The organism is Kribbella sp. NPDC005582 (assembly GCF_040605415.1).
Lineage (GTDB): Bacteria > Actinomycetota > Actinomycetes > Propionibacteriales > Kribbellaceae > Kribbella.
Genome location: NZ_JBEXCU010000003.1, coordinates 961123 through 979450, shown reverse-complemented (window position 1 = coordinate 979450; position 18328 = coordinate 961123). Strand labels below are relative to the sequence as shown.

Below are 18328 nucleotides of genomic sequence, written 5' to 3'. Positions count from 1 at the left end.
GTGCGCTCAGGCTTCGTTCGCTCGGCAGGTCGGGCAGAGCTTCGGTTTGCGGCCGCGCACCAGCAGCCGCTCGAAACGTGCCTCGCACTGGCCGCAAACGAGGATCTCGAGATCGATGTTGGCGAGTGGAGTGACCGCCTGCTCGGTGTACGCCGGGATCGCAGCCACCTTGGCCTTCGCGGGCACCGGAGCCACAAGCTTCTGCATTGCGCGAGCCCGGCGCTTCTGCAGATCCTCTACGGCATCCTCGCGCGCCGGCGCCGCGCCGTACAGGGCGATGCCGCGCTCGGCCCACCACAGGCACTCCGCCCAGTCCTTCTTCTTCTGCTGCCGAATCGCCATCTGACGATAGGTCTCGAGCAGCGGGACCTTGCCCCACTTCACCAGGAAGCCGTCGCAGATCGTCTCCATCTCGGCGTCGTGTCGCCGGCAGACGTCGTCGAACTCGTCCAGCGCGGAGTCGTACAGATCGCGGCACCGATACAACCGTGACTCCAGTTCGGCGAACTGGAAGTGCCGGTCGATGGGGTCCGGATCGTTCGCCAGCAGCTTCTGCAGCATGGCGATCGCACGGCGATCCCCGTCCGGCAGCTCGTCGTACCAGGACAGGTCGTACGAGTCGTCCTCTGCGTCCGTCAGCCAGGCCTCGCTGAACCCGGTCCGCATGGTTGTCTCACCGAACACCGGCCGGTCGCGTGGCCCTGCCGGCGTCACTCCGAAGTCGGTCGGCCGATGCTCGAGCCAAACGCCAAGCCTGCCCGGCCCGTCGTCGTAGTGCCCACCTCCGACGATCACCCCGGACAGGCCGATGTGCGCACCGTGCGAACGCATGAGCTCATTGAGGCCCGCCGCATACTGCCCCGCCGTCTGCCGATCCAGATATCCGACGAGGTGTCCGTGGATCACGACAGCAATCGCGTTGGGGTCGTACGCATTCTGCGGTTCAGGGACCAATACCGCGTCAACCACCCAGCGCACATTCTGACCGACCCTGGCACCCGAGATACCCCAGAGCGCCTCTTGATAGTGGCTCTCCCCCACCACCTCGAGGTCGTCGTCACCACCCAGCATCCGAACCGGCGATCCCCCACCCGGAGCCACCTGCCCAGTCCCCCGACCTCGTAGCCGATCCATCCACCCCATAGCGTTTCCCCTCGCCTTGCCGAGCACATCGTGACGCGGAGGCTTTTCGTTACGGAGCGCTACGTATCACGCTCGACCCCACCCGCCCCTTCGACGTCTTACGGGTCGACTTCTCAAACGTCTGGGGGCGGGTTCGTGCTCGCGGGGGTGTTGGGCGCTAACTCAGGAAGTCCGTCAGTTCGGCGATGACGGCCTGGGGGTTCTCCTCGGCGAGGAAGTGGCCGGTGCCTGGGACCTTGTGCACCCGTACGTCGGTGCCCTGGCCGGCCCAGACGGTCTTCATGAAGTCGTAGCTGTACTCCGAGGTGAGACCTAGGAACGGCGCAGTGATGCGGTCGTAAGTCGCGAAGTCGACGACATCCTGGTGGAACGCCTGGTACCACGCGTTGCCGGCTCGGATCGCCTGCGGACCGTCGTACGCGTGCGCGTAGATCCGCCGCGACAACTCGTCGATGGCCGAAGGATCCGGCGGGAAGGCGTCCATGAAGTAGTCGACGAGGTACCGCGACCGTCCCCTGATCAACTGCTCCGGCAGCCCCTGCACCTGGTTGAACGCGAACCACCAGAGGCTGAACCCCTGCCCCGGCTTGACCAACAGCCGCTGCTCGTAGAGCGATTCGTCCGGATGGCCGACATCCATCAGCACGACCTTCCGCGTCGCCGCCCGATGGTTGACCGCGAAGCTGTGCGCGACCATCGCGCCGATGTCGTGGCCGACGACGTTCACAGAGTCGTACCCCAGGCGCCGGACGAGTTCATGAACGTCCCGCGCCATCGTCTTCTTGTCGTAGCCGTCAGCCGGCTTGTCCGAGCCGCCCATCCCGCGAAGATCGACCGCGATCACCGTGTATCGCTTGGCCAGTGCCGGCAGGATCTTGTGGAACTCCCACCACGTCTGCGGCCACCCCGGCAACAACACCAGCGGCTCCCCACGGCCGCCGATCACATAGTGCTGCCCCTTCGCGTACTTGCTCCGGAGCCCCAACGACCGCGCCAAAGCCGCATCGGACGGCACTCGACCACCCGCCGTACCCGCACTCGCCGATGCCGGCGTCGCACCCGTCGTAGCCACAGCGGCCGCCCCAGCCCCCAGCGCCAGCAACCGCCTCCGATTGAGATCCATGACCTAGCCCCTTCCCAGCCGCCCGCCACTCGGCACGGCCCTCACCGAGCCGACGCTAAACGGCTGCAGGGCCACAGGAAGCGTATTTTTGCTGGGGTGGAACTCGTCGGAGCGCAGCAGACCCTCAGCCCCGTCCTACGCGCGAAAGCCCTCGACAACCGGCTGCCGGACCCGATCCTCGGCGACCAGTACGCCGAACAGGCCATGCGCCGCCTCGACCCCGACTACGACACCGGCCGATTCGGCACCAGCCAGCTCGGCCTCGCCGCCGTCGTACGGGCCAAGGCCCACGACGACTGGGCCCGGACCTTCCTCGATGCTCATCCCAACGCAGTGGTCCTCCACCTGGGCTGCGGCCTGGACGCCCGCGTCTACCGCGTGGACCCACCCACCACCGTCGACTGGTACGACCTCGACTACCCCTCCGTCATCGAGCTGCGGAAGCAATTCCTCCCGCCCCGAGAGCACTACACCCTCATCCCGTCCAGCGTCACCGACCTGACCTGGCTGACCCGCGTCCCCCACGACCGGCCCGTCTTAGTGATCGCCGAAGGCCTGGTCCCCTACCTCACTGAAGCCGATCTCCACCGACTGCTGACGACGGTCGTCGACACCTTCCCTACTGGCCAGATCCAGTTCGACACCGTGGCAGTCTGGGCCTGGCGCACCTCAAAGTGGAATCCCACACTCCGCAAATACGGCACCCAGTTCCACAGCGGCTTCGATGACCCAGCAACCATCGCCAACTGGCACCCGCGCCTCAACTACATCGACGAGGCCCCGATGAATGACTCACCACTACTGACGACCAAAGCGCCCGCCAACGTACGACGCATCTACCGTCTCCTGAACCTGCTCCCAGGCATGAAGCACTCCACGCGCATCGTGCGGTTCCAGTTCTGACGTCAGTTCGTCGGACTTGGGGATTCGGCGTCGCGGGTGACGAGATCGGGAGTGCCGTGGCCGTCGGCGGGCACCTTCCAGATGTCCGCGCCCTTGCCGTGCTCGTGCGGCAGACCGTAGGCGACGGTCGAGTCGTCGAGCCAGGCGGCCTGGTCGTCGACGCTGCGCGTCTCGGCGAGTGGTGTCTCGGTCAGGTCGGCCAGACGCAGCACCGTGAGGCGCCATGTCCGGTCGGCCAGCATCTTCTTGTAAGCGATGCGGGTGCCGTCCGGCGACAGCGAGGGGCACTCGACGTTGTCCTTGAGGGGGTGCAGGTCGCGCCGGGCGAAGTCGCCGCGCATCAGGCGTCGTTGACCACCGGCCGACATCGTCGCGTAGAAGACATTGTCGTCGCGGGTGAACGTGATGCCCCAGAAGTTCGCCGTCGGCTCGGACGGCTTTCCGTCGACGGTGAAGTCCTCCAGATTCCCGGCGAGTGTCCCCGTGCGACTGTCGAGGATGCCGGAGCGGGTGGAGAAGCGGCCGCCGTTGTACGAGTCGCCGCTGACGAAGACGGTCCAGGAAACCATCCGGCCGGACGGCGAGACCCTGGCTCGGTTCGGGACGCCGTTGAGCGGGATACTGCTCAGCTTCTTCAGCTCGCGATCAAGGACGGTGACTTCGTAGGACTCCGGCTGCTCACGCAGGCAGACGCCGGTTCCGGCGGCGGCGTAGACCCTGGCGCATCGCAGGTCCGACCGCTCGCGGGTGCCGTCGGGACGCTGCAGTGCGAGCGTTCCGGTGGCGGTGTCGCGGACGAGCACTCCCGGCCCGGCGAGACCGACCGGGCCGGTCCCCGCCGCCGGCGCGTCCGTCGCCCGCAGCACGATGTAGCCGACAGCAACCATCGCCAACAGCACGGTTGCGGCCACCGCGGTCAGGATGCGCCACTTCACGGCGTACCGGCCTTGAGCAGGCGGGTCGACGCGACCATTGCGACGGCGACAGCCGCCGCCGCGGCGAGGCAGGCCGGGCCGCTGCCCCATGACTGCCAGGCCAGGCCGAAGAGCACGGACGAGACGAGGTACGCCATGGCTTGACCGGTCTGGACGACCGCCATTCCGGTGGTGCGCAACTCGGCCGGCAGCAGCGGGCCGGCGATAGCCATCAGTACGCCGTCAGTGGCGGCGTAGAAGGCGCCGTACAGGATCACGATTGTCCAAATGGGTGTGCTGGTGGTGGCCAGGAGGACGTAGACGACTAGGAGAGCCGCATAGCCGCCCAAGGCGATCGGGCGTCGGCCGATGCGATCGGCCAGCCGCCCCAACGGCGCAGCCAGCAACAGATATGCCAGCGCGGTGCCGACGGCGAGCAGTGGGAACGCGGTCACCGGCAGGCCGTCGCGGCGCTGCAGGATGAGATACACGAACCCGTCGCCGACCGTGCTCAGGCCCAGGAGCAGCGCAGCGACGCCGACAGATCGGAACTTGCCTCGCCGCAGCAGTCCAAGCGCGGCACGCAGCGACACCGCTTCGGGTGGCAGCTTGTCGCGCCGGTCCCGAACGAACAGCGCGAGCAGTACCAGGCCCAGTACGGCGAAACACAGACTGACCATGAAGACCGCGTCGTACCCGCTGGCCGAGCCGGCCGCAGCGAGGACGCCGACCGCGACGAGCGGTCCGGCGAACGCACCGAGGCTGTCGAGGGCACGATGCGCCCCGAAGGCACTGCCCAAGCGTTCCGGCGGTACCGAGAGTGTGATCATGGCGTCGCGCGGCGCCGTACGGAGGCCCTTTCCCGTCCGATCGAGAGCCAGTACGCCGCCGATCGCGGCCGGCGCCGCGCTGACGAACAGCAATGCCAGCTTGGCCGCTGCCGAGAGCCCATAACCGAGCATGGCAACGAACTTGCGCTTCCGGAAGCGGTCCGCGGCGTACCCACCCGCGATCCGGGTGAGCGCCGTCGCTCCGGTGAACAGGCCGTCCACGAACCCGTACTGCGCAACGCTCAGATGCAGCCCGACGACGAGGTAGGCCGGCAGCACCGAGGTGACCATCTCGGCAGAGACGTCGGTGACGAGGCTGACCAGCCCCAGCGCCAGAACGTTGCCGGTGAGGATGCGCCGGGCCGGGGCGCCCTTGAGGGAGGCCCCGGCGCGGACGCCGGTGAGGTACACGGACCAGCCGGCCTTAGCTCCACACGTCGGTGATCGGCGTGGCGGTGGCGGCGTTGTTGATCGGCGTCAGACCGTACGCGTCCTCGATCGTGCGCAGGACGCTGTAGTGGTTGATCTGCTCCGAATAGCTGCCCCGCTTGACCCGCTCACCGACGAAGAGGGTGGTGATCTGGTTGACGGAACTCTGGTTGTCCTCGTCGAACGTGACGATCAGCAGGCTGTTGTGGGTCTTCGCCCACTGGGCGTAGGCGTCGAGTTTGCTCTTGAGCCAGGTGTCGCCCGTACCGATCGAGCAATCGTGCATGTCGTTGCACATGTCCGGAACCACGAACGAGACCGTGGGCAGTTTGGTGTAGTCGGTGGGGAAACTGCTGAACGCGACGTTGCTGGCCGCGGGGACGTTGCCGAAGTCCACCCAGGGGTTGTGCTTGCGCCGGTACTTGCCGCTGCTGCACCCCGTGTAGCCGGTCGACGGCAGGCCTTCGGAGTACCCCTTGAAGGTGAGACCGGCGGCGATCAACTGACTGCCGAGGTTCACCTCACTGGGGAAACTCTGCGGGCACGCGTCGTCGGAGACGCCCTGCCGCGTCCCGGAGAACAACGCGATGTAGTTCGGCTGGCTCGGATGCGTCCGGGCGAACGACTGCGTGAACTTCGCTCCCTGGGAAGCGAGCGAATTGAAGTACGGCGCCTGCGAGCTGCCGATGATCTGGTTGTAGGCCTTGTTCTCGAACAGCACCACCACCACATGATCCGGCCGCGGAACCGCGGACACGAGCGCCGCCGACGCGGGCGCACCCTCCGCGTGACTCGCCAGCGCCGTCGTACCACCACCGGCGGCCAGAGCCAGCACAAGCCCTGCCGCGACCAGAGGTTTCCTCTTCCACATACAGCACTCCTCCGTGCCGGCACTAGGGGCGGTGAGTCGCCGGCACTGGATCCGTTTCTACCGCCTAGAGCCCAGCCTGGCAAGATACGTAGGATCTCAATCCGCAGAATTCACCTGCCGTATCCGGATTAAGACGATTTCGAGTTCGGAGTGACATACTCGTTGTGGAGAGATCGGATCTCTTCCGCGCCGCCGCGAGGCCAGGTCCAGGCGAAGTACAGGATGAGACCGAGCAGGATCAACTCCAGCGCGATGCCGAGGCCGTAGAAGAACAGCCAGGACTCACCCAGCGCGTTGAATGCCGTGACGGGGACGTACAGCAAAGCCACGACGAGGTTCGTGATGCGGTTCGCCCTGGCCGGCAGCATCGCCGACAACACGACCATGAGAATCGGGATCGCCACGAGGCTCAGCGCCATGGTCGAAAAAGCCTGGGAGAGATCGAACTCGAAGACCTTGCCGTCGAGGATGTCCTCGACGACGCCAGGCGTGAAGAAGTTGAGAATGTCCACGTAGGCGTAGAGAAACATGAAGCTCGTCCACGCTGCAGCGAGCTTGACTCGCACCGGGATCGGCTGGTCATCCAGTGTGGCTCGTGTTCTCATCATGCACTCCGTTGTCGTGGTGAGGACTGATACCTCAACGATCACCGAGCCCAGCAGTGAACACCTCGGCCCAGAGGCCGGAGCTGGCCTGGCCGATAGGACGGTTCACCTCTCGTACTTTCGGCTTCAGCGAAGGGAAGACGTCCAACTCGTCGGAGCGCAGCTGACCCTCAGCCCCGTCCTCAAAGCGAATGCACTCGGACAACCTATGCCGACCCACAGCTCGTCAGCCATCTCAGGGAAGAGCAGGCAGCCGCCAGGTTGCATCGCTTCCGTCGAGACACACCTGCTGTACGTCGGGCGTGACGTCGATGCTGAACTTCTCCCGGGTCGGTCGGCCTAGCTCGTCCCACCGACGATGTGCGTCTTCCATGACGTCCCACACACGCTGCGGACCTGCCTGTGCGACGGTCCCGTCCACAAGGCGCGCCCACGAGCCGTCCGGATGGGTGAAGATCGCGACGCCGGTGTCGCTTCACTGGAACAAGCAAACCGTCTACTCTGCGTAGTTGCCAGCGCACAAATGCCGCATCTGCGCTGCATCATTGACGTAACAGTGAGGCGGCGCCTACGGCGGGGACAGGCGATGGGACACAAGCGCACACGACTGGCTCAGCAGCGGAAGGCTGCTGGGCTTAGTCAAGAGCGCCTAGCCGAAATTCTCGGCGTCGATCGCTCCACCATCGGCCGCTGGGAGGCGGGCGATACCGATCCACAACCGTGGCTGCGCCCGAGGGTCGCAGCGGCGCTCGACCTCAGCACGGACGAACTGCGAGCCGTCCTCGACGGCACACCAGCGCCGCCCGAAGACCCACAGGTGCACGACAGCCTGCCCGGCAGCACGTCATCTCGACTCGGCGCCCCCGAAGCACATGTACTCCTCGACGCGCGCCGACACTACGAGCGCATGTATCGCAATTCCGGCGGCCTGCCGGCGAAGGTACAGCTTGAGCGCTTTCTGAGCGAGCACGCGGCGCCGCTCCTGGCCGGAAGCATTCGCGATAGCCGAAACCGCGACGCCTTACGGGCAATGGGATCCCTCGTCGCGCTGGCCGGCATCTGCTCCTACGACTGCGAACAATACGGAGCGGCCCAGTGGTACTTCCGCCGTGCGCTGCAATTCGCAGATGATGCGGAGGATCTCCCCTTCGGCGCATACATCGACGCGCTGATGGTGAACCAAGCTCTCGCCCTCAGAGACTTCCGCCAAGCAGCGGATCATGTCGAGGAAGCGATTGGTTATGCAGGGAGACAGATTTCGCCTGCATTGGAAGCGGACCTGCGAGCCATGCAGGCCAATGCCTACGCCGCGATGGGCGAACGTCAGCTGACGTACGTTTCGATCACCCACTCGGAGTCGGCTGCACAGCGCATCCGGACCAGCGAGGAACCACCCGAGACAGGCTACGTTCAGCCTGGCCTCATTGAGGCGAAGCTCGGTGAAGCCCTGATCAGCCTCGGCGATCTCAGACCGGCGTTCGCCTACGCCCGGAAGGCCCTTGAGTCCGAAGACCACCCACGAGGTCGCGTCAATCGGCTGGCATCAATGGCCACTCTCGAATTGAAGTCCAATGAAATAGAGCATGCCGCCGCCATAAGCATCGAAATGGCACAGTGCGCCGAAGGAATGGAATCGCGTCGCTTGCATTCAAGGTTCCGTGAACTCCGAATCGGACTCAGCAACAGCAGGGCAGCCGCGGCATCGGACGCTGTTGCCAGACTCGACCGCAGCCTGAATCTCTTCGCATGGTAGGGTTTACTGCCTTGAATTTGATTCCGAGATCTCGACTGAAGGACGTTCCATGGAGTGGAAGAACCTCGGCGAAGAAACGGTTTATGAGAACCCTTGGTTCCGTGTAAATCTCGCCGATGTCGAATTGCCTGACGGTCGACATCTCGCACATTTCCTCATCCGCCAGCGTCCGGTCGCACTGACCGCGGCGGTCAATGACAAGAACGAAGTGCTCCTCCTCTGGAGGCACCGCTTCATCACCGAGACCTGGGGCTGGGAACTTCCCGCCGGCGTCGTCGATGACGGCGAAACCATCAAGGACGCCGCCGCCCGCGAGATGCTCGAAGAGACAGGTTGGCGCGCCGGCCCTCTCGAACTTCTCCTCACGGTCGAACCCGCAAACGGCCTGTCCAACGCCCTGCACCACATCTACTGGGCAGACGGCGCAGAGTACGTCGGCCACCCCGTCGACGACTTCGAATCGGACCGACGCGAGTGGGTCCCCCTGAAGGTCGTCCCTGACCTCGTACGTCGCGGCGAGATCAAGTCCGCCAACACCGTCGCTGCTCTACTACTCCTCCACCGAATGCGCGAGATCTGAGGGAGCCCGGAGCCGCCAGGCACGCTCGCGGAGAGGCCAATCAAGACCGGTCGGAGCTCTACGTCGAATCGCACGGAGGCACCATCGAGAATGCCTCCCCAGAACCAAATGCTTGACCCTACGGTTGGTTACGCCATTGCCTTCGCGTACGAGATGGGCGTCCAACGCCTCCGCCGTGCCGGGTGACGGCACCTTCGCGTCCGCGGTCCCCGAATCTGTCGTCGAACACAGCCTTGAGGTAGCTCGACCAACCGCGCCGAACGCAGCCGACTTAGCGGGTGTCAGCGATCTGGCGCCCACGGAATCTGGCTTGGACGAAGAGCATGACCAAGGTGGTGAGGACTTCGCAGCCTGGCGACCACGACCGAATGACCACGAGTTGAATGGTCCTCCTGATGGCGAATGACAATCCGAGCTAGGGAATAGCAGCCCAAAACCTCGACAAAAGCGATCCGCCCCGCTGGTAGCCGCAGGATCGCCAGCGCCAAGCAGCCTCAGTCGGCGCTGACCATACGGGCGACCAATTCGTCAATGACGCCCTCGAAAGTCCTCATCTCCCAGGCAGGATGGCGCAGCATCTTGCCAGCATCAATTACATAATGATCGAACGGCAGACCAGGAGCATCCTCGCGCCATTGAGCGAGAAAGTGCCCAGCATCGGTGTCCGTCTCGACGAGTGCCTCAAGGGCTCGCAGGTCGCGGTGACTCATCAGGCACAACGGCAATACCCCCGAGCCGCCGAGCATCCCCATCTCCTGACTCCTCTCGATGGCTCGGCGGTGGACGACCTCGTTCCATCCGAGCCCCTCGTTTGGTGTTATTACAATGGGTACGAACCTGGTTCCAGGCGTCGGAGCGCGACCACAGAGCTTCGCCATGCCCCGGCGCAGCAACCGCGCTGTACTGTCGAGTTGCTCAGACTTCCTTTGGGTAAGAACGAGGTCGAGTTCCCGATCGAGTTCGACCGCGACGAGCGATCCATTGACAGCTGACTCTGGCAGCCGCCGTTCGGTCACCTCGACCATTAGCCACGTCTTACCGCAGTCAACGACGAAGTCACATGTCTTCGGGGCACTCCCTTTCCTCCCCCATGCACTTCGCATAGCGGCTTCATCGAAGACCCGACGCGCCAGTGTCCCGGAATTGAACATCCGCTTCAAGGTAGCGCCAACGTCCGCCTCGAAGCTGCTCCTGAGCGCTGCTCGGAAGGCGTCCGCTCGACGAGGGTCGATGCCCTTGAGATAACTCTCGACATCGAAGTATGTCGCGACGCCCAACGCGCGCTCGATGACGAATCCGATGCGTAGGACCAGAAACTCGTTTGACGCCAACTTCACGATCGGGTAACGCCGGAGCGCGTTGAACGCCCACTTGGCTGAGCCGACGCGTGCCCGTTCACTTGCCACAGCAGACCGGAGAGTCACGAGATCGGCAGAAGCAGCCCCAAGAAATAGGTCGACTGCAGCGCGGTCGAGACCGAGCCTGTCGAAGAAGCTCTGAGGAAATCGCACATGCCCGTGTAGCTGTGCTTGAGTCCAAAGATGTACGCAGACAGACATGAAGTCGTCGAGTGACACCTTCGTGGCCTCTTCAAAGAGCTCAGCCGGAGAACCTCCAGCAAGCGCGGCAGTCTTGGCTGCTACGGTCGGCGGCCAGCCTCGACGCCACGTTGTCTCTGCCCAGCTAACCAGGTATGGAATATTGGCTAGCCGATTGAAGTGCTGGTTCGCAACGAGCTCTGATACCAGTCGGACACTCAGTCCGCCCCAAGTCCCACCACCGTCATCTGGTGAAGCACCCGCCTCGCCGGCGATGCCCAGCATTGCCATTAGCACATGGTCAATGCCTTCCAACCCGTCGGAAGCTCGTCCTGCCGGGCACTCGGCAAGGGCTTCGATCGCCGCCAGAAGGAGAACCTGCGGAGCGATTAGGCGCCGTCGGCCCGACACAGCGCGCAGCAGACCAGGATTTAGCGGGGCCCCTGCCGATTTGGCCCAAGCGATCTGGACCGCGTCATGGTCGGCGGACGCCAGATCCAGGTCTCGGAGCATCAAGGCGATCAACGAAAGCGCCTGCTCTAGCGGGACGAGAGCCCACAATTGAGTACGCTCGCGCCTGTCGATGGCCCGACCTAAACGTCCATCGCAGTGAGGTAGACCTGCGCGCGTTGCGCGATCCCGTGGTGCTCGTTTGACATCAGTGCGATCGTACGCCGTCGCACACTCTCCGGCTCCGATCTGGCCAGCGACCACTGGATGGTCAGCTGAGATTGGCCCCGACTGGCCGATGCAGATGCGGGCACTGCCCGACTAAGCGTTGCCAACTGCGCGCGTTAGCCGCGTACACGCGCGGTAGCCCGCGCGAAGAGCTTGGCCGATGGGGTGGGCTAGCCAGTCGACGTGATTTCGATTCAACGGGACACGCCGACCATGGCAGTCGGCGGGCGCGGTAGCGCCCAAGGCGGGCGTTCGCCCGCGAGGGAGCAGGGGGTGGGTGGGCCGGTGCGTAGCACCGGAGGGGGTGAATGTACTTACCGGATGCGCATGCCCGAGATGGCGCGGGAGATGACCAGGCGCTGGATCTCCGACGTACCTTCGAAGATCATGGAGATTACGGCCGCAGCTCGCGGGAGCAGCTGGTCAGGCGTCGGCCTCAGGGTCGTCGGCCGAGAGGCTGTGCCAGATGTCGAAGGCTACGGATGCGGCGCCGGTTGCGTCGCCCGCCTCGATGAGATTGATCAGCTGCTCGTGCCGATCGACCGACGTTCCGCCGTCGACACCGAAGCGCATTCGCTCCGCACGGCGGATCAGCGGGTCGAAGCGCTCGAGGACGGCTTCGAGGGCCTGATTGCCGAGCGCGGCGACCGGGATTCTGTGCAGTTCCTCGTCCGCATCCAGGGCGGCGCCGACATCGCCCAATGCCACAGCCGCTGCGAACCGGCGGTTCGCGTCCCGCATCCGGTCCAAGTCCTGCGGGGTGAGCCGGCCCGCCACCTGCCGCACGGCCAACTCATGCATCGCGGCGACGACGTCTCTCGCGTCTCGCACCACCTGAATGTCGACGGCGGTGACTGTCGTGGATCGACCCGGCAGCGCCACCACCAAGCCACTCGCCCCCAGGCGTAGCAGCGCTTCGCGCACCGGGGTCCGGCTCACCCCAAGCCATTCAGCGAGTTCGCCGTCCCTGAGCTGCTCTCCCGGCCTGAACGTTCCGTCGACGATCGCGTCCCGGAGGCGTCGGTAGACGTCATCGCGCAGGAGGGTGCGGTCTACGGCGGCAGTGCCCGAGGGAATCGGCATGCAACATATTGCACCACATGGCCCGCACCTTCGGACGTGTTGCCGCCCAGAGCGGGGGCTTGCAACAACCGTACTCCCGGTGCAATATATTGCATATCAGAGACGGCGTCCGCCGGATCTTCGCACGATCCGCCCGGGACCTCCCGGTGCGAGATGGGGAGGACCAGACATGAGCACCGACCAGGAGATCCAGAACGTCGTACTGGTGCACGGCGCGTTCGCCGACGGCTCGGGATGGCGTGGCGTGTACGACAACCTGACGGCGCGCGGCTACAAGGTGACGATCGTGCAGAACCCGCTCACCTCACTGGAGGACGACGTCGCCGCGACCACCCGGGTTCTGAACCGGCAGGACGGCCCCACGATCCTCGTTGGTCACTCCTGGGGCGGCACGGTGATCACCGAGGCCGGAGTCCACCCGAACGTGGCCGGCCTGGTCTACGTCTCCGCACTGGCACCCGACGCCGGCGAGACCACGAGCCAGCAGTACGAGGGCTTCGCGGCAACCCCGGACTTCGTGATCGACGTCGGCGAGGACGGCTACGGCTTCCTCAACCACGACAAGTTCAAGGCCGGGTTCGCCCATGACGCGAGCGACGCGGACGCTGCCTTCCTGCGGGACTCGCAGGTCCCGATCAACATGTCGGTCTTCGGTACGGCGGTGAAGAACGCCGCCTGGCGCGACAAGCCCACCTGGGCCGTCATCGCCACGGAGGACAAGGCGTTCGACCAGGCAATGCTCCAGCACATGGCGACCCGCAGCGGCGCGAAGATCACCAACGTGTCCGCCAGCCACGCCCTGTTTATGACGCAGGCCGGCGTCGTCGCCGACACCATCGACGACGCCGCGAAGAGCGCTTCGCGCGCCGGTCGGTGAGCTGCTGATCCGCGGTCACTGCCGCATTCGGTCGGCGTGGCCACGGTTGGAGTGCGGGTCACGCCGGCCACGGGCAGTCGGTCGGGCGCGGTAGCGCCCAAGGGGCGGGCGGTAGCCCGCAACAGAGCAAGGGGTGGGTGGGGCCGGTGCGTAGCACGCGACGAAGGAGCGGGCGTAGCACCGGCGGGGGTGAAAGTACTTACCTGATGCGCATGCCGGAGATGGCTCGGGAGATGACCAGGCGCTGGATCTCCGACGTGCCTTCGAAGATGGTGTAGATCTTGGCGTCTCGGTGCATGCGCTCTACCGGGTACTCGCGGGTGTAGCCGTTGCCGCCGAGGATTTGGATGGCTTCTTCGGTGACCTTGACGGCTACTTCGCCGGCTTTGAGTTTGGCCATGGAGCCTTCGCCGTGGCGGTAGTCGGGGGTTTCGCCTCGCATCAGGGCGGCGGACATGTTGGCGGCGCGCCAGACCAGCAGGCGGGCTGCGTCGATTTCCATGGCCATGTCGGCGAGTTTGAAGGCGATGCCTTGGTTGTCGATGATGGGGCGGCCGAACTGTTCGCGGCCCTTGGCGTAGTCCAACGCAAACTCGTACGCCGCGCGGGCGATGCCTACGGCTTGGGCGCCGACGATGTGGCGGGTCATTTCGAAGGTGGCCATGGACGCGTTGCGGACCTTCGTGGAGCCTGAAGCAGCGGCGGCTTCGCGGGCGCGGGCTAGGCGCTCGTCGAGCTTTTCTTTGCCGCCGAGGACGTTGGCGGCGGGGATGCGGACGTTGTCGAAGAAGACGTCGGCGGTGTGGGAGGCGCGGAGACCGTGCTTCCTCAATTTCGTGCCTTGCTCCAAACCGTGAACCTCAGACTTGGGTACGACGAACGCCGCCTGGCCCTTGGTGCCCAAAGCAGGGTCGACGGTGGCTACGACGACGTGGATGTCGGCGATACCGCCGTTCGTGGCCCAGGCCTTCTGGCCGTTGATGACCCACTCGTCAGTCTTCTCGTCGTACGTCGCTCGGGTGCGGATCGCAGACACGTCGGAACCGGCGCCGGGCTCGGAGGAGCAGAAAGCGGCCACCTTAACGTCGTCGACAGTCCCGTAGCAGCGACCCATCCACTGCGACCACTGTTCCGGGGTGCCGTTGGAGAAGATGGCGGAGGACGCGAGGCCGGTGCCCTTCAACGACATGCCGATGCCGGCGTCGCCCCAGAAGAGCTCCTCGTGGACGAGCGGCATCAGGAGGCCGGAGGGGTCGACGAAGAGGTTGATGTTCATGTCGAGGCCGTAGAGGCCGATCTTGGCGGCTTCCTGGATGACCGGCCAGGGCGTCGTCTCGCGCTCGTCCCATTCGGCGGCGGCGGGGCGCATGACGTCGGCGGCGAAGGCGTGGGTCCAGTCGCGGATCTCGCGCTGCTCGTCGTTCAGGGCGAACGAGAAGGGGCTCCAGCCCGGCTTCGACCGCTCGGCGCCGAGCTCGCCGGCCAGTGCCATCACGTCGGTGGAGACGGCGGGCTTGGGATCGGTCATCGTCATCAACATCCTCCGGCGTACACAACAGGGGTACCGAAACGCATATGTTACCGATGAGTGTAACCGTCGTTTGCACCAGGGGGTACCGGTATGGCTAAGATCGGTGCATGAGCTCCGCGCTGCTCGCGATCGGACGCCGCCGGACCACGGCGGAGCGTCGGCGTGACCGGGAGCGGGACATCATCCGCGCGACCCGGGAGCTGTTCGACGAGCGGGGCACGATCGACGCTCAGATCGACGATATCGCCAAGCGGGTCGGGATCAACAAGGCGCTGATCTACCGGCACTTCGCGGGCAAGGAAGAGCTGTTCGCGCTCACACTGGTCGACTACCTCGGTGAGCTCGACCAAAGACTGCAAGAGGTCGACAACGCGCGCAAAGCACCGCTCAACCGGCTCAAGGCGCTCAGCGAAGTATTCGTCGACTTCTGCCTGGAGTTCCCGGCCTTCACCGACTGTGCGATGAGCCTGCTGAGAAGGACCGGCGAGGAGCTGTTCGGCGAGATCACCGAGCCGGTCATGATCACCCTCGGTACGGCGATGGCCGCAGCCCTCAACCGGATCGCCGTCGTCCTGGAAGCCGGCCAGCGCAGTGGCGCGTTCGCGAAGGCGGACACGGCGTACCTGGCCAACCATCTGTACACGCAGACGCTCGGATCGTTGCATATGGCAAGGGTCGGGCTGATCGTGTCGAGCGGGAAGCCGGGGCACCCGGTGGTGCATCATGCCGAGGTGGCGACGGTGCGGGCGACCGCGATCACCGCGACGTTGGCGACGGCAGTGGGGCGCTTCGCCTATGAGGTTCCCAAAAGAGCACGGAGAGCAGGAGACAAACCATGACCGAGCCCCGCAGGGTGGCCGTCGTTGCCGGCAACCGGATCCCGTTCGCGCGCCAGGACAAGACGTACAAGCACGCGTCGAACTCGGACATGCTGACCGCCGCGATCAACGGGCTGGTCGACCGGACCGGGCTCGGCGGGCAGGAGGTCGGTGAGGTCGTCGCCGGCGCGGTGCTCAAGCACGCTCGCGACTGGAACATGGTGCGCGAGGTGGTGCTCGGTTCGAAGCTGGCCGCGACGACCCCGGCGTACGACATCCAGCAGGCTTGTGGAACCGGTCTCGAGGCGGCGATCCTGGTCGGCAACAAGATCGCGCTCGGCCAGATCGACGCCGGGATCGCGGGTGGCGTCGACACGGCGTCCGACGCGCCGATCGCGGTCAACGACAAGCTGCGCAACATCCTGCTCGATCTGAATCGCGCCAAGTCGGTCCAGGACCGGTTGAAGGTGCTGGCCCGGGTTCGGCCGAAGGACGTCGTACCGGAGATTCCGCGGAACGCGGAGCCGCGGACGCGGAAGTCGATGGGTGACCATGCTGCGCTGACCGCGCTCGAGTGGGGCATCACTCGCGAGGCACAGGATGAGCTGGCGTACCGCTCGCACGTCAACCTGGCCGCGTCGTACGACCGTGGTTTCCAGCAGGACCTGATCACGCCGTACCTGGGTCTCGAGAAGGACCAGAACCTGCGCCCGGACACGACCTTGGAGAAGCTGGGCAAGCTGAAGCCGGTGTTCGGCAAGGGCGAGACCGCGACCATGACGGCCGGCAACTCGACGCCGCTGACCGACGGAGCGTCCGCCGTACTGCTGAGCACGGACGAGTGGGCTGAGGAGCACGGCCTGCGTCCGCTCGCCTATTTGACCCATTCGCAGACCGCCGCGGTCGACTACGTGAAGGGCGCCGAGGGTCTGCTGATGGCTCCCGCCTACGCGGTGCCGCGGATGCTGCAAAGGGCCGGGCTCACGTTGCAGGACTTCGACTACTACGAGATCCATGAGGCGTTCGCCTCCCAGGTGCTTTCGACGCTGAAGGCGTGGGAGGATCCCATCTTCTGCAAGGAGCGGCTCGGCCTCGACGGCCCGCTGGGCGAGATCGACCGCGCCAAGCTGAACGTGAACGGCAGCTCACTCGCCGCGGGCCACCCGTTCGCGGCGACCGGCGGGCGGATCGTCGCCGCGCTGGCCAAGCAACTCGACGAGAACGGCGGTGGCCGTGGCCTGATCTCGATCTGCGCCGCGGGCGGCCAGGGTGTCGTCGCCATCCTCGAGAAGTAGGAGCAACCCCATGACGGACCGCTACCAGACCTTCACCCGGACCCCGCTCGGCCAGACCCTGGTGAAGAACCTGGGTCTGCCCGACCCGGTGCCGCTGCAGCGCTGGACCGAGGGTTCGCGCGTCATCGACGGCTCGGTCGTCTTCGGCGCGATCGGTGAAACCGAGGCAGGCAAGGCGATTCAGGCCCTGCTGCGCGACATCGGCGCCTCGTTCAGTACGGCGACCGAGGGCGTGGCGTCGAGCCAGATCCGGCCCAAGGCGCTGGTGTTCGACGCGACCGGCGCCACCTCGACGGCCGACCTGACCAGCCTCCAGCGCTTCTTCTCCCCCGTCATCCGCCAGCTCGCCCCGGCGGGTCGCGTGATCGTGGTCGGCCGGACGCCGGAGCTCGCGACCTCGACCGAGCAGCACATCGCGCAGCGCGCGCTCGAGGGCTTCACCCGTTCGCTCGGCAAAGAGGTCAAGCGCGGCGCGACGGTCAACCTCGTGTACGTCGCTCCCGACGCGCACGAGCAGCTCGACTCGACCCTGCGCTTCTTCCTCTCCCCCAAGTCGGCGTACGTCGACGGCCAGGTGGCGCGGGTCGGAACCGGTCCCCTGGTCGGCAACGACCCGGAGCGCCCGCTGGCCGGCAAGGTCGCCCTGGTGACCGGCGCGGCCCGCGGAATCGGCGCCGCGATCGCCGACACGCTCGCCCGGGACGGCGCGACCATCCTCGGCGTCGACGTCGCGCAGAACGCGGACGCACTGCGCAAGGTGATCACCCGGCTCGGCGGTTCCGAACTCATCCTCGACGTGACCGCGGTCGACGCTGCACAGCGGATCGCCGCCCACGCCCAGGAGCAGTACGCCGGTCTCGACATCGTCGTGCACAACGCGGGCATCACGCGCGACAAGCGCCTGGCGAACATGCGCACCGACACGTGGGACGCCGTACTGGATGTGAACCTGCGCGCGCCGGAGCGGATCACCGAGTACCTCGTCGAGTCCGGCACGATCCGGCCCGGCGGCTCGATCATCGGTGTCGCGAGTATCGCCGGCATCGCGGGCAACAACGGTCAGACGAACTACGCGACCTCGAAGGCCGGGGTGATCGGTCTGGTCCAGGCGCTCGCGCCGAAGCTGGCCGAGAAGCAGATCCGGATCAACGCGGTCGCGCCGGGCTTCATCGAGACCGAGATGACCGCGAAGGTGCCGTTCGCGATTCGCGAGGTCGGTCGTCGGATCAACTCGCTGCAGCAGGGCGGGTTGCCGGTGGACGTGGCCGAGACGATCGCGTGGTTCGCGGACCCGGCCTCGGCCGGCGTCACGGGCAACGTGGTGCGCGTCTGCGGCCAGAGCCTGCTGGGCGCCTGA

16 protein-coding genes are annotated in these 18328 nt (G+C 65.8%); 7 read left to right on the top strand and 9 right to left on the bottom strand.

Annotation, left to right across the window (positions count from 1 at the left end):
• Nucleotides 1-6 precede the first annotated feature (6 nt).
• Together ABZS29_RS22210 and ABZS29_RS22205 are read right to left on the bottom strand one after the other, a co-directional pair.
• On the bottom strand, nt 7-1101 hold the full coding sequence (locus tag ABZS29_RS22210) for an HIRAN domain-containing protein (protein WP_355464171.1): 1095 nt from the start codon (nt 1099-1101) through the stop codon (nt 7-9).
• A gap of 199 nt (nt 1102-1300) precedes the next feature.
• Nucleotides 1301-2266 (bottom strand): alpha/beta hydrolase, encoded by a 966-nt coding sequence (locus ABZS29_RS22205; RefSeq protein ID WP_355464170.1) that lies wholly within the window; start codon nt 2264-2266, stop codon nt 1301-1303.
• Nucleotides 2267-2362: 96 nt separating this feature from the next.
• On the opposite strand from ABZS29_RS22205, the gene ABZS29_RS22200 reads away from it, so the two are divergent.
• Nucleotides 2363-3169 carry a class I SAM-dependent methyltransferase gene (locus ABZS29_RS22200; protein WP_355464169.1) on the top strand — a complete coding sequence of 269 codons (807 nt, stop codon included), beginning with the start codon at nt 2363-2365 and terminating at the stop codon, nt 3167-3169.
• Between the two features lie 2 nt (nt 3170-3171).
• On the opposite strand, the gene ABZS29_RS22195 is transcribed toward ABZS29_RS22200, so the two are convergent.
• The 4 genes from ABZS29_RS22195 to ABZS29_RS22180 all read right to left on the bottom strand — a co-directional run bounded on the left by ABZS29_RS22195 (nt 3172) and on the right by ABZS29_RS22180 (nt 6818).
• A complete protein-coding gene (locus ABZS29_RS22195) occupies nt 3172-4104 on the bottom strand; it encodes a hypothetical protein (protein ID WP_355464168.1) in 933 nt (310 codons plus the stop codon).
• Nucleotides 4101-5324, bottom strand: a complete 1224-nt coding sequence (locus ABZS29_RS22190) for an MFS transporter (protein ID WP_355464167.1) — start codon at nt 5322-5324, stop codon at nt 4101-4103. Before ABZS29_RS22190 ends, ABZS29_RS22195 begins: the two co-directional genes overlap by 4 nt.
• A gap of 13 nt (nt 5325-5337) precedes the next feature.
• On the bottom strand, nt 5338-6213 hold the full coding sequence (locus ABZS29_RS22185; RefSeq protein ID WP_355464166.1) for an alkaline phosphatase family protein: 876 nt from the start codon (nt 6211-6213) through the stop codon (nt 5338-5340).
• 128 nt (nt 6214-6341) lie between these two features.
• Entirely contained in the window at nt 6342-6818 is a 477-nt protein-coding gene (locus ABZS29_RS22180) for a DUF6326 family protein (protein ID WP_355464165.1), read from the bottom strand.
• 586 nt (nt 6819-7404) lie between these two features.
• On the opposite strand from ABZS29_RS22180, the gene ABZS29_RS22175 reads away from it, so the two are divergent.
• Complete coding sequence (locus tag ABZS29_RS22175) at nt 7405-8571, top strand: helix-turn-helix transcriptional regulator (protein WP_355464164.1); 1167 nt, start codon at nt 7405-7407, stop codon at nt 8569-8571.
• A 49-nt stretch (nt 8572-8620) separates the two neighbouring features.
• Nucleotides 8621-9151 carry an NUDIX hydrolase gene (locus ABZS29_RS22170; RefSeq protein ID WP_355464163.1) on the top strand — a complete coding sequence of 177 codons (531 nt, stop codon included), beginning with the start codon at nt 8621-8623 and terminating at the stop codon, nt 9149-9151.
• A gap of 494 nt (nt 9152-9645) precedes the next feature.
• Here ABZS29_RS22170 and ABZS29_RS22165 read toward each other — a convergent pair whose 3' ends face one another.
• Together ABZS29_RS22165 and ABZS29_RS22160 are read right to left on the bottom strand one after the other, a co-directional pair.
• Nucleotides 9646-10980, bottom strand: a complete 1335-nt coding sequence (locus tag ABZS29_RS22165; protein ID WP_355464162.1) for a hypothetical protein — start codon at nt 10978-10980, stop codon at nt 9646-9648.
• A gap of 810 nt (nt 10981-11790) precedes the next feature.
• The gene (locus tag ABZS29_RS22160; protein ID WP_355464161.1) at nt 11791-12450 is read right to left on the bottom strand and encodes a GntR family transcriptional regulator; all 660 of its coding nucleotides are present in this window, start codon (nt 12448-12450) and stop codon (nt 11791-11793) included.
• A 169-nt stretch (nt 12451-12619) separates the two neighbouring features.
• Here ABZS29_RS22160 and ABZS29_RS22155 point away from each other — a divergent pair, with 169 nt between their 5' ends.
• Nucleotides 12620-13327: an alpha/beta hydrolase gene (locus ABZS29_RS22155; RefSeq protein WP_355464160.1), complete on the top strand. Its 708-nt coding sequence runs from the start codon at nt 12620-12622 to the stop codon at nt 13325-13327.
• Nucleotides 13328-13526: 199 nt separating this feature from the next.
• On the opposite strand, the gene ABZS29_RS22150 is transcribed toward ABZS29_RS22155, so the two are convergent.
• Nucleotides 13527-14855: an acyl-CoA dehydrogenase family protein gene (locus ABZS29_RS22150; protein ID WP_355464159.1), complete on the bottom strand. Its 1329-nt coding sequence runs from the start codon at nt 14853-14855 to the stop codon at nt 13527-13529.
• A gap of 110 nt (nt 14856-14965) precedes the next feature.
• On the opposite strand from ABZS29_RS22150, the gene ABZS29_RS22145 reads away from it, so the two are divergent.
• From ABZS29_RS22145 to ABZS29_RS22135, 3 genes are read left to right on the top strand one after another with little or no spacing between them, the layout of a single operon-like run.
• Nucleotides 14966-15697 carry a TetR/AcrR family transcriptional regulator gene (locus tag ABZS29_RS22145; protein WP_355464158.1) on the top strand — a complete coding sequence of 244 codons (732 nt, stop codon included), beginning with the start codon at nt 14966-14968 and terminating at the stop codon, nt 15695-15697.
• Nucleotides 15694-16971 (top strand): acetyl-CoA C-acetyltransferase, encoded by a 1278-nt coding sequence (locus ABZS29_RS22140; RefSeq protein ID WP_355464157.1) that lies wholly within the window; start codon nt 15694-15696, stop codon nt 16969-16971. The genes ABZS29_RS22145 and ABZS29_RS22140 overlap by 4 nt, the downstream gene beginning before the upstream one ends.
• A 10-nt stretch (nt 16972-16981) precedes the next feature.
• The gene (locus ABZS29_RS22135) at nt 16982-18328 is read left to right on the top strand and encodes a 3-oxoacyl-ACP reductase (protein ID WP_355464156.1); all 1347 of its coding nucleotides are present in this window, start codon (nt 16982-16984) and stop codon (nt 18326-18328) included.

Excerpts from the sequence above, each read along its gene's own strand:
- ABZS29_RS22205 (WP_355464170.1), bottom strand. The coding sequence starts at position 2,266 with ATGGATCTCAATCGGAGGCGGTTGCTGGCGCTGGGGGCTGGGGCGGCC.
- ABZS29_RS22185 (WP_355464166.1), bottom strand. The coding sequence starts at position 6,213 with ATGTGGAAGAGGAAACCTCTGGTCGCGGCAGGGCTTGTGCTGGCTCTG.
- ABZS29_RS22180 (WP_355464165.1), bottom strand. The coding sequence starts at position 6,818 with ATGAGAACACGAGCCACACTGGATGACCAGCCGATCCCGGTGCGAGTC.
- ABZS29_RS22175 (WP_355464164.1), top strand. The coding sequence starts at position 7,405 with ATGGGACACAAGCGCACACGACTGGCTCAGCAGCGGAAGGCTGCTGGG.
- ABZS29_RS22170 (WP_355464163.1), top strand. The coding sequence starts at position 8,621 with ATGGAGTGGAAGAACCTCGGCGAAGAAACGGTTTATGAGAACCCTTGG.
- ABZS29_RS22165 (WP_355464162.1), bottom strand. The coding sequence starts at position 10,980 with ATGGCAATGCTGGGCATCGCCGGCGAGGCGGGTGCTTCACCAGATGAC.
- ABZS29_RS22160 (WP_355464161.1), bottom strand. The coding sequence starts at position 12,450 with ATGCCGATTCCCTCGGGCACTGCCGCCGTAGACCGCACCCTCCTGCGC.
- ABZS29_RS22155 (WP_355464160.1), top strand. The coding sequence starts at position 12,620 with ATGAGCACCGACCAGGAGATCCAGAACGTCGTACTGGTGCACGGCGCG.
- ABZS29_RS22150 (WP_355464159.1), bottom strand. The coding sequence starts at position 14,855 with ATGACCGATCCCAAGCCCGCCGTCTCCACCGACGTGATGGCACTGGCC.
- ABZS29_RS22145 (WP_355464158.1), top strand. The coding sequence starts at position 14,966 with ATGAGCTCCGCGCTGCTCGCGATCGGACGCCGCCGGACCACGGCGGAG.
- ABZS29_RS22140 (WP_355464157.1), top strand. The coding sequence starts at position 15,694 with ATGACCGAGCCCCGCAGGGTGGCCGTCGTTGCCGGCAACCGGATCCCG.
- ABZS29_RS22135 (WP_355464156.1), top strand. The coding sequence starts at position 16,982 with ATGACGGACCGCTACCAGACCTTCACCCGGACCCCGCTCGGCCAGACC.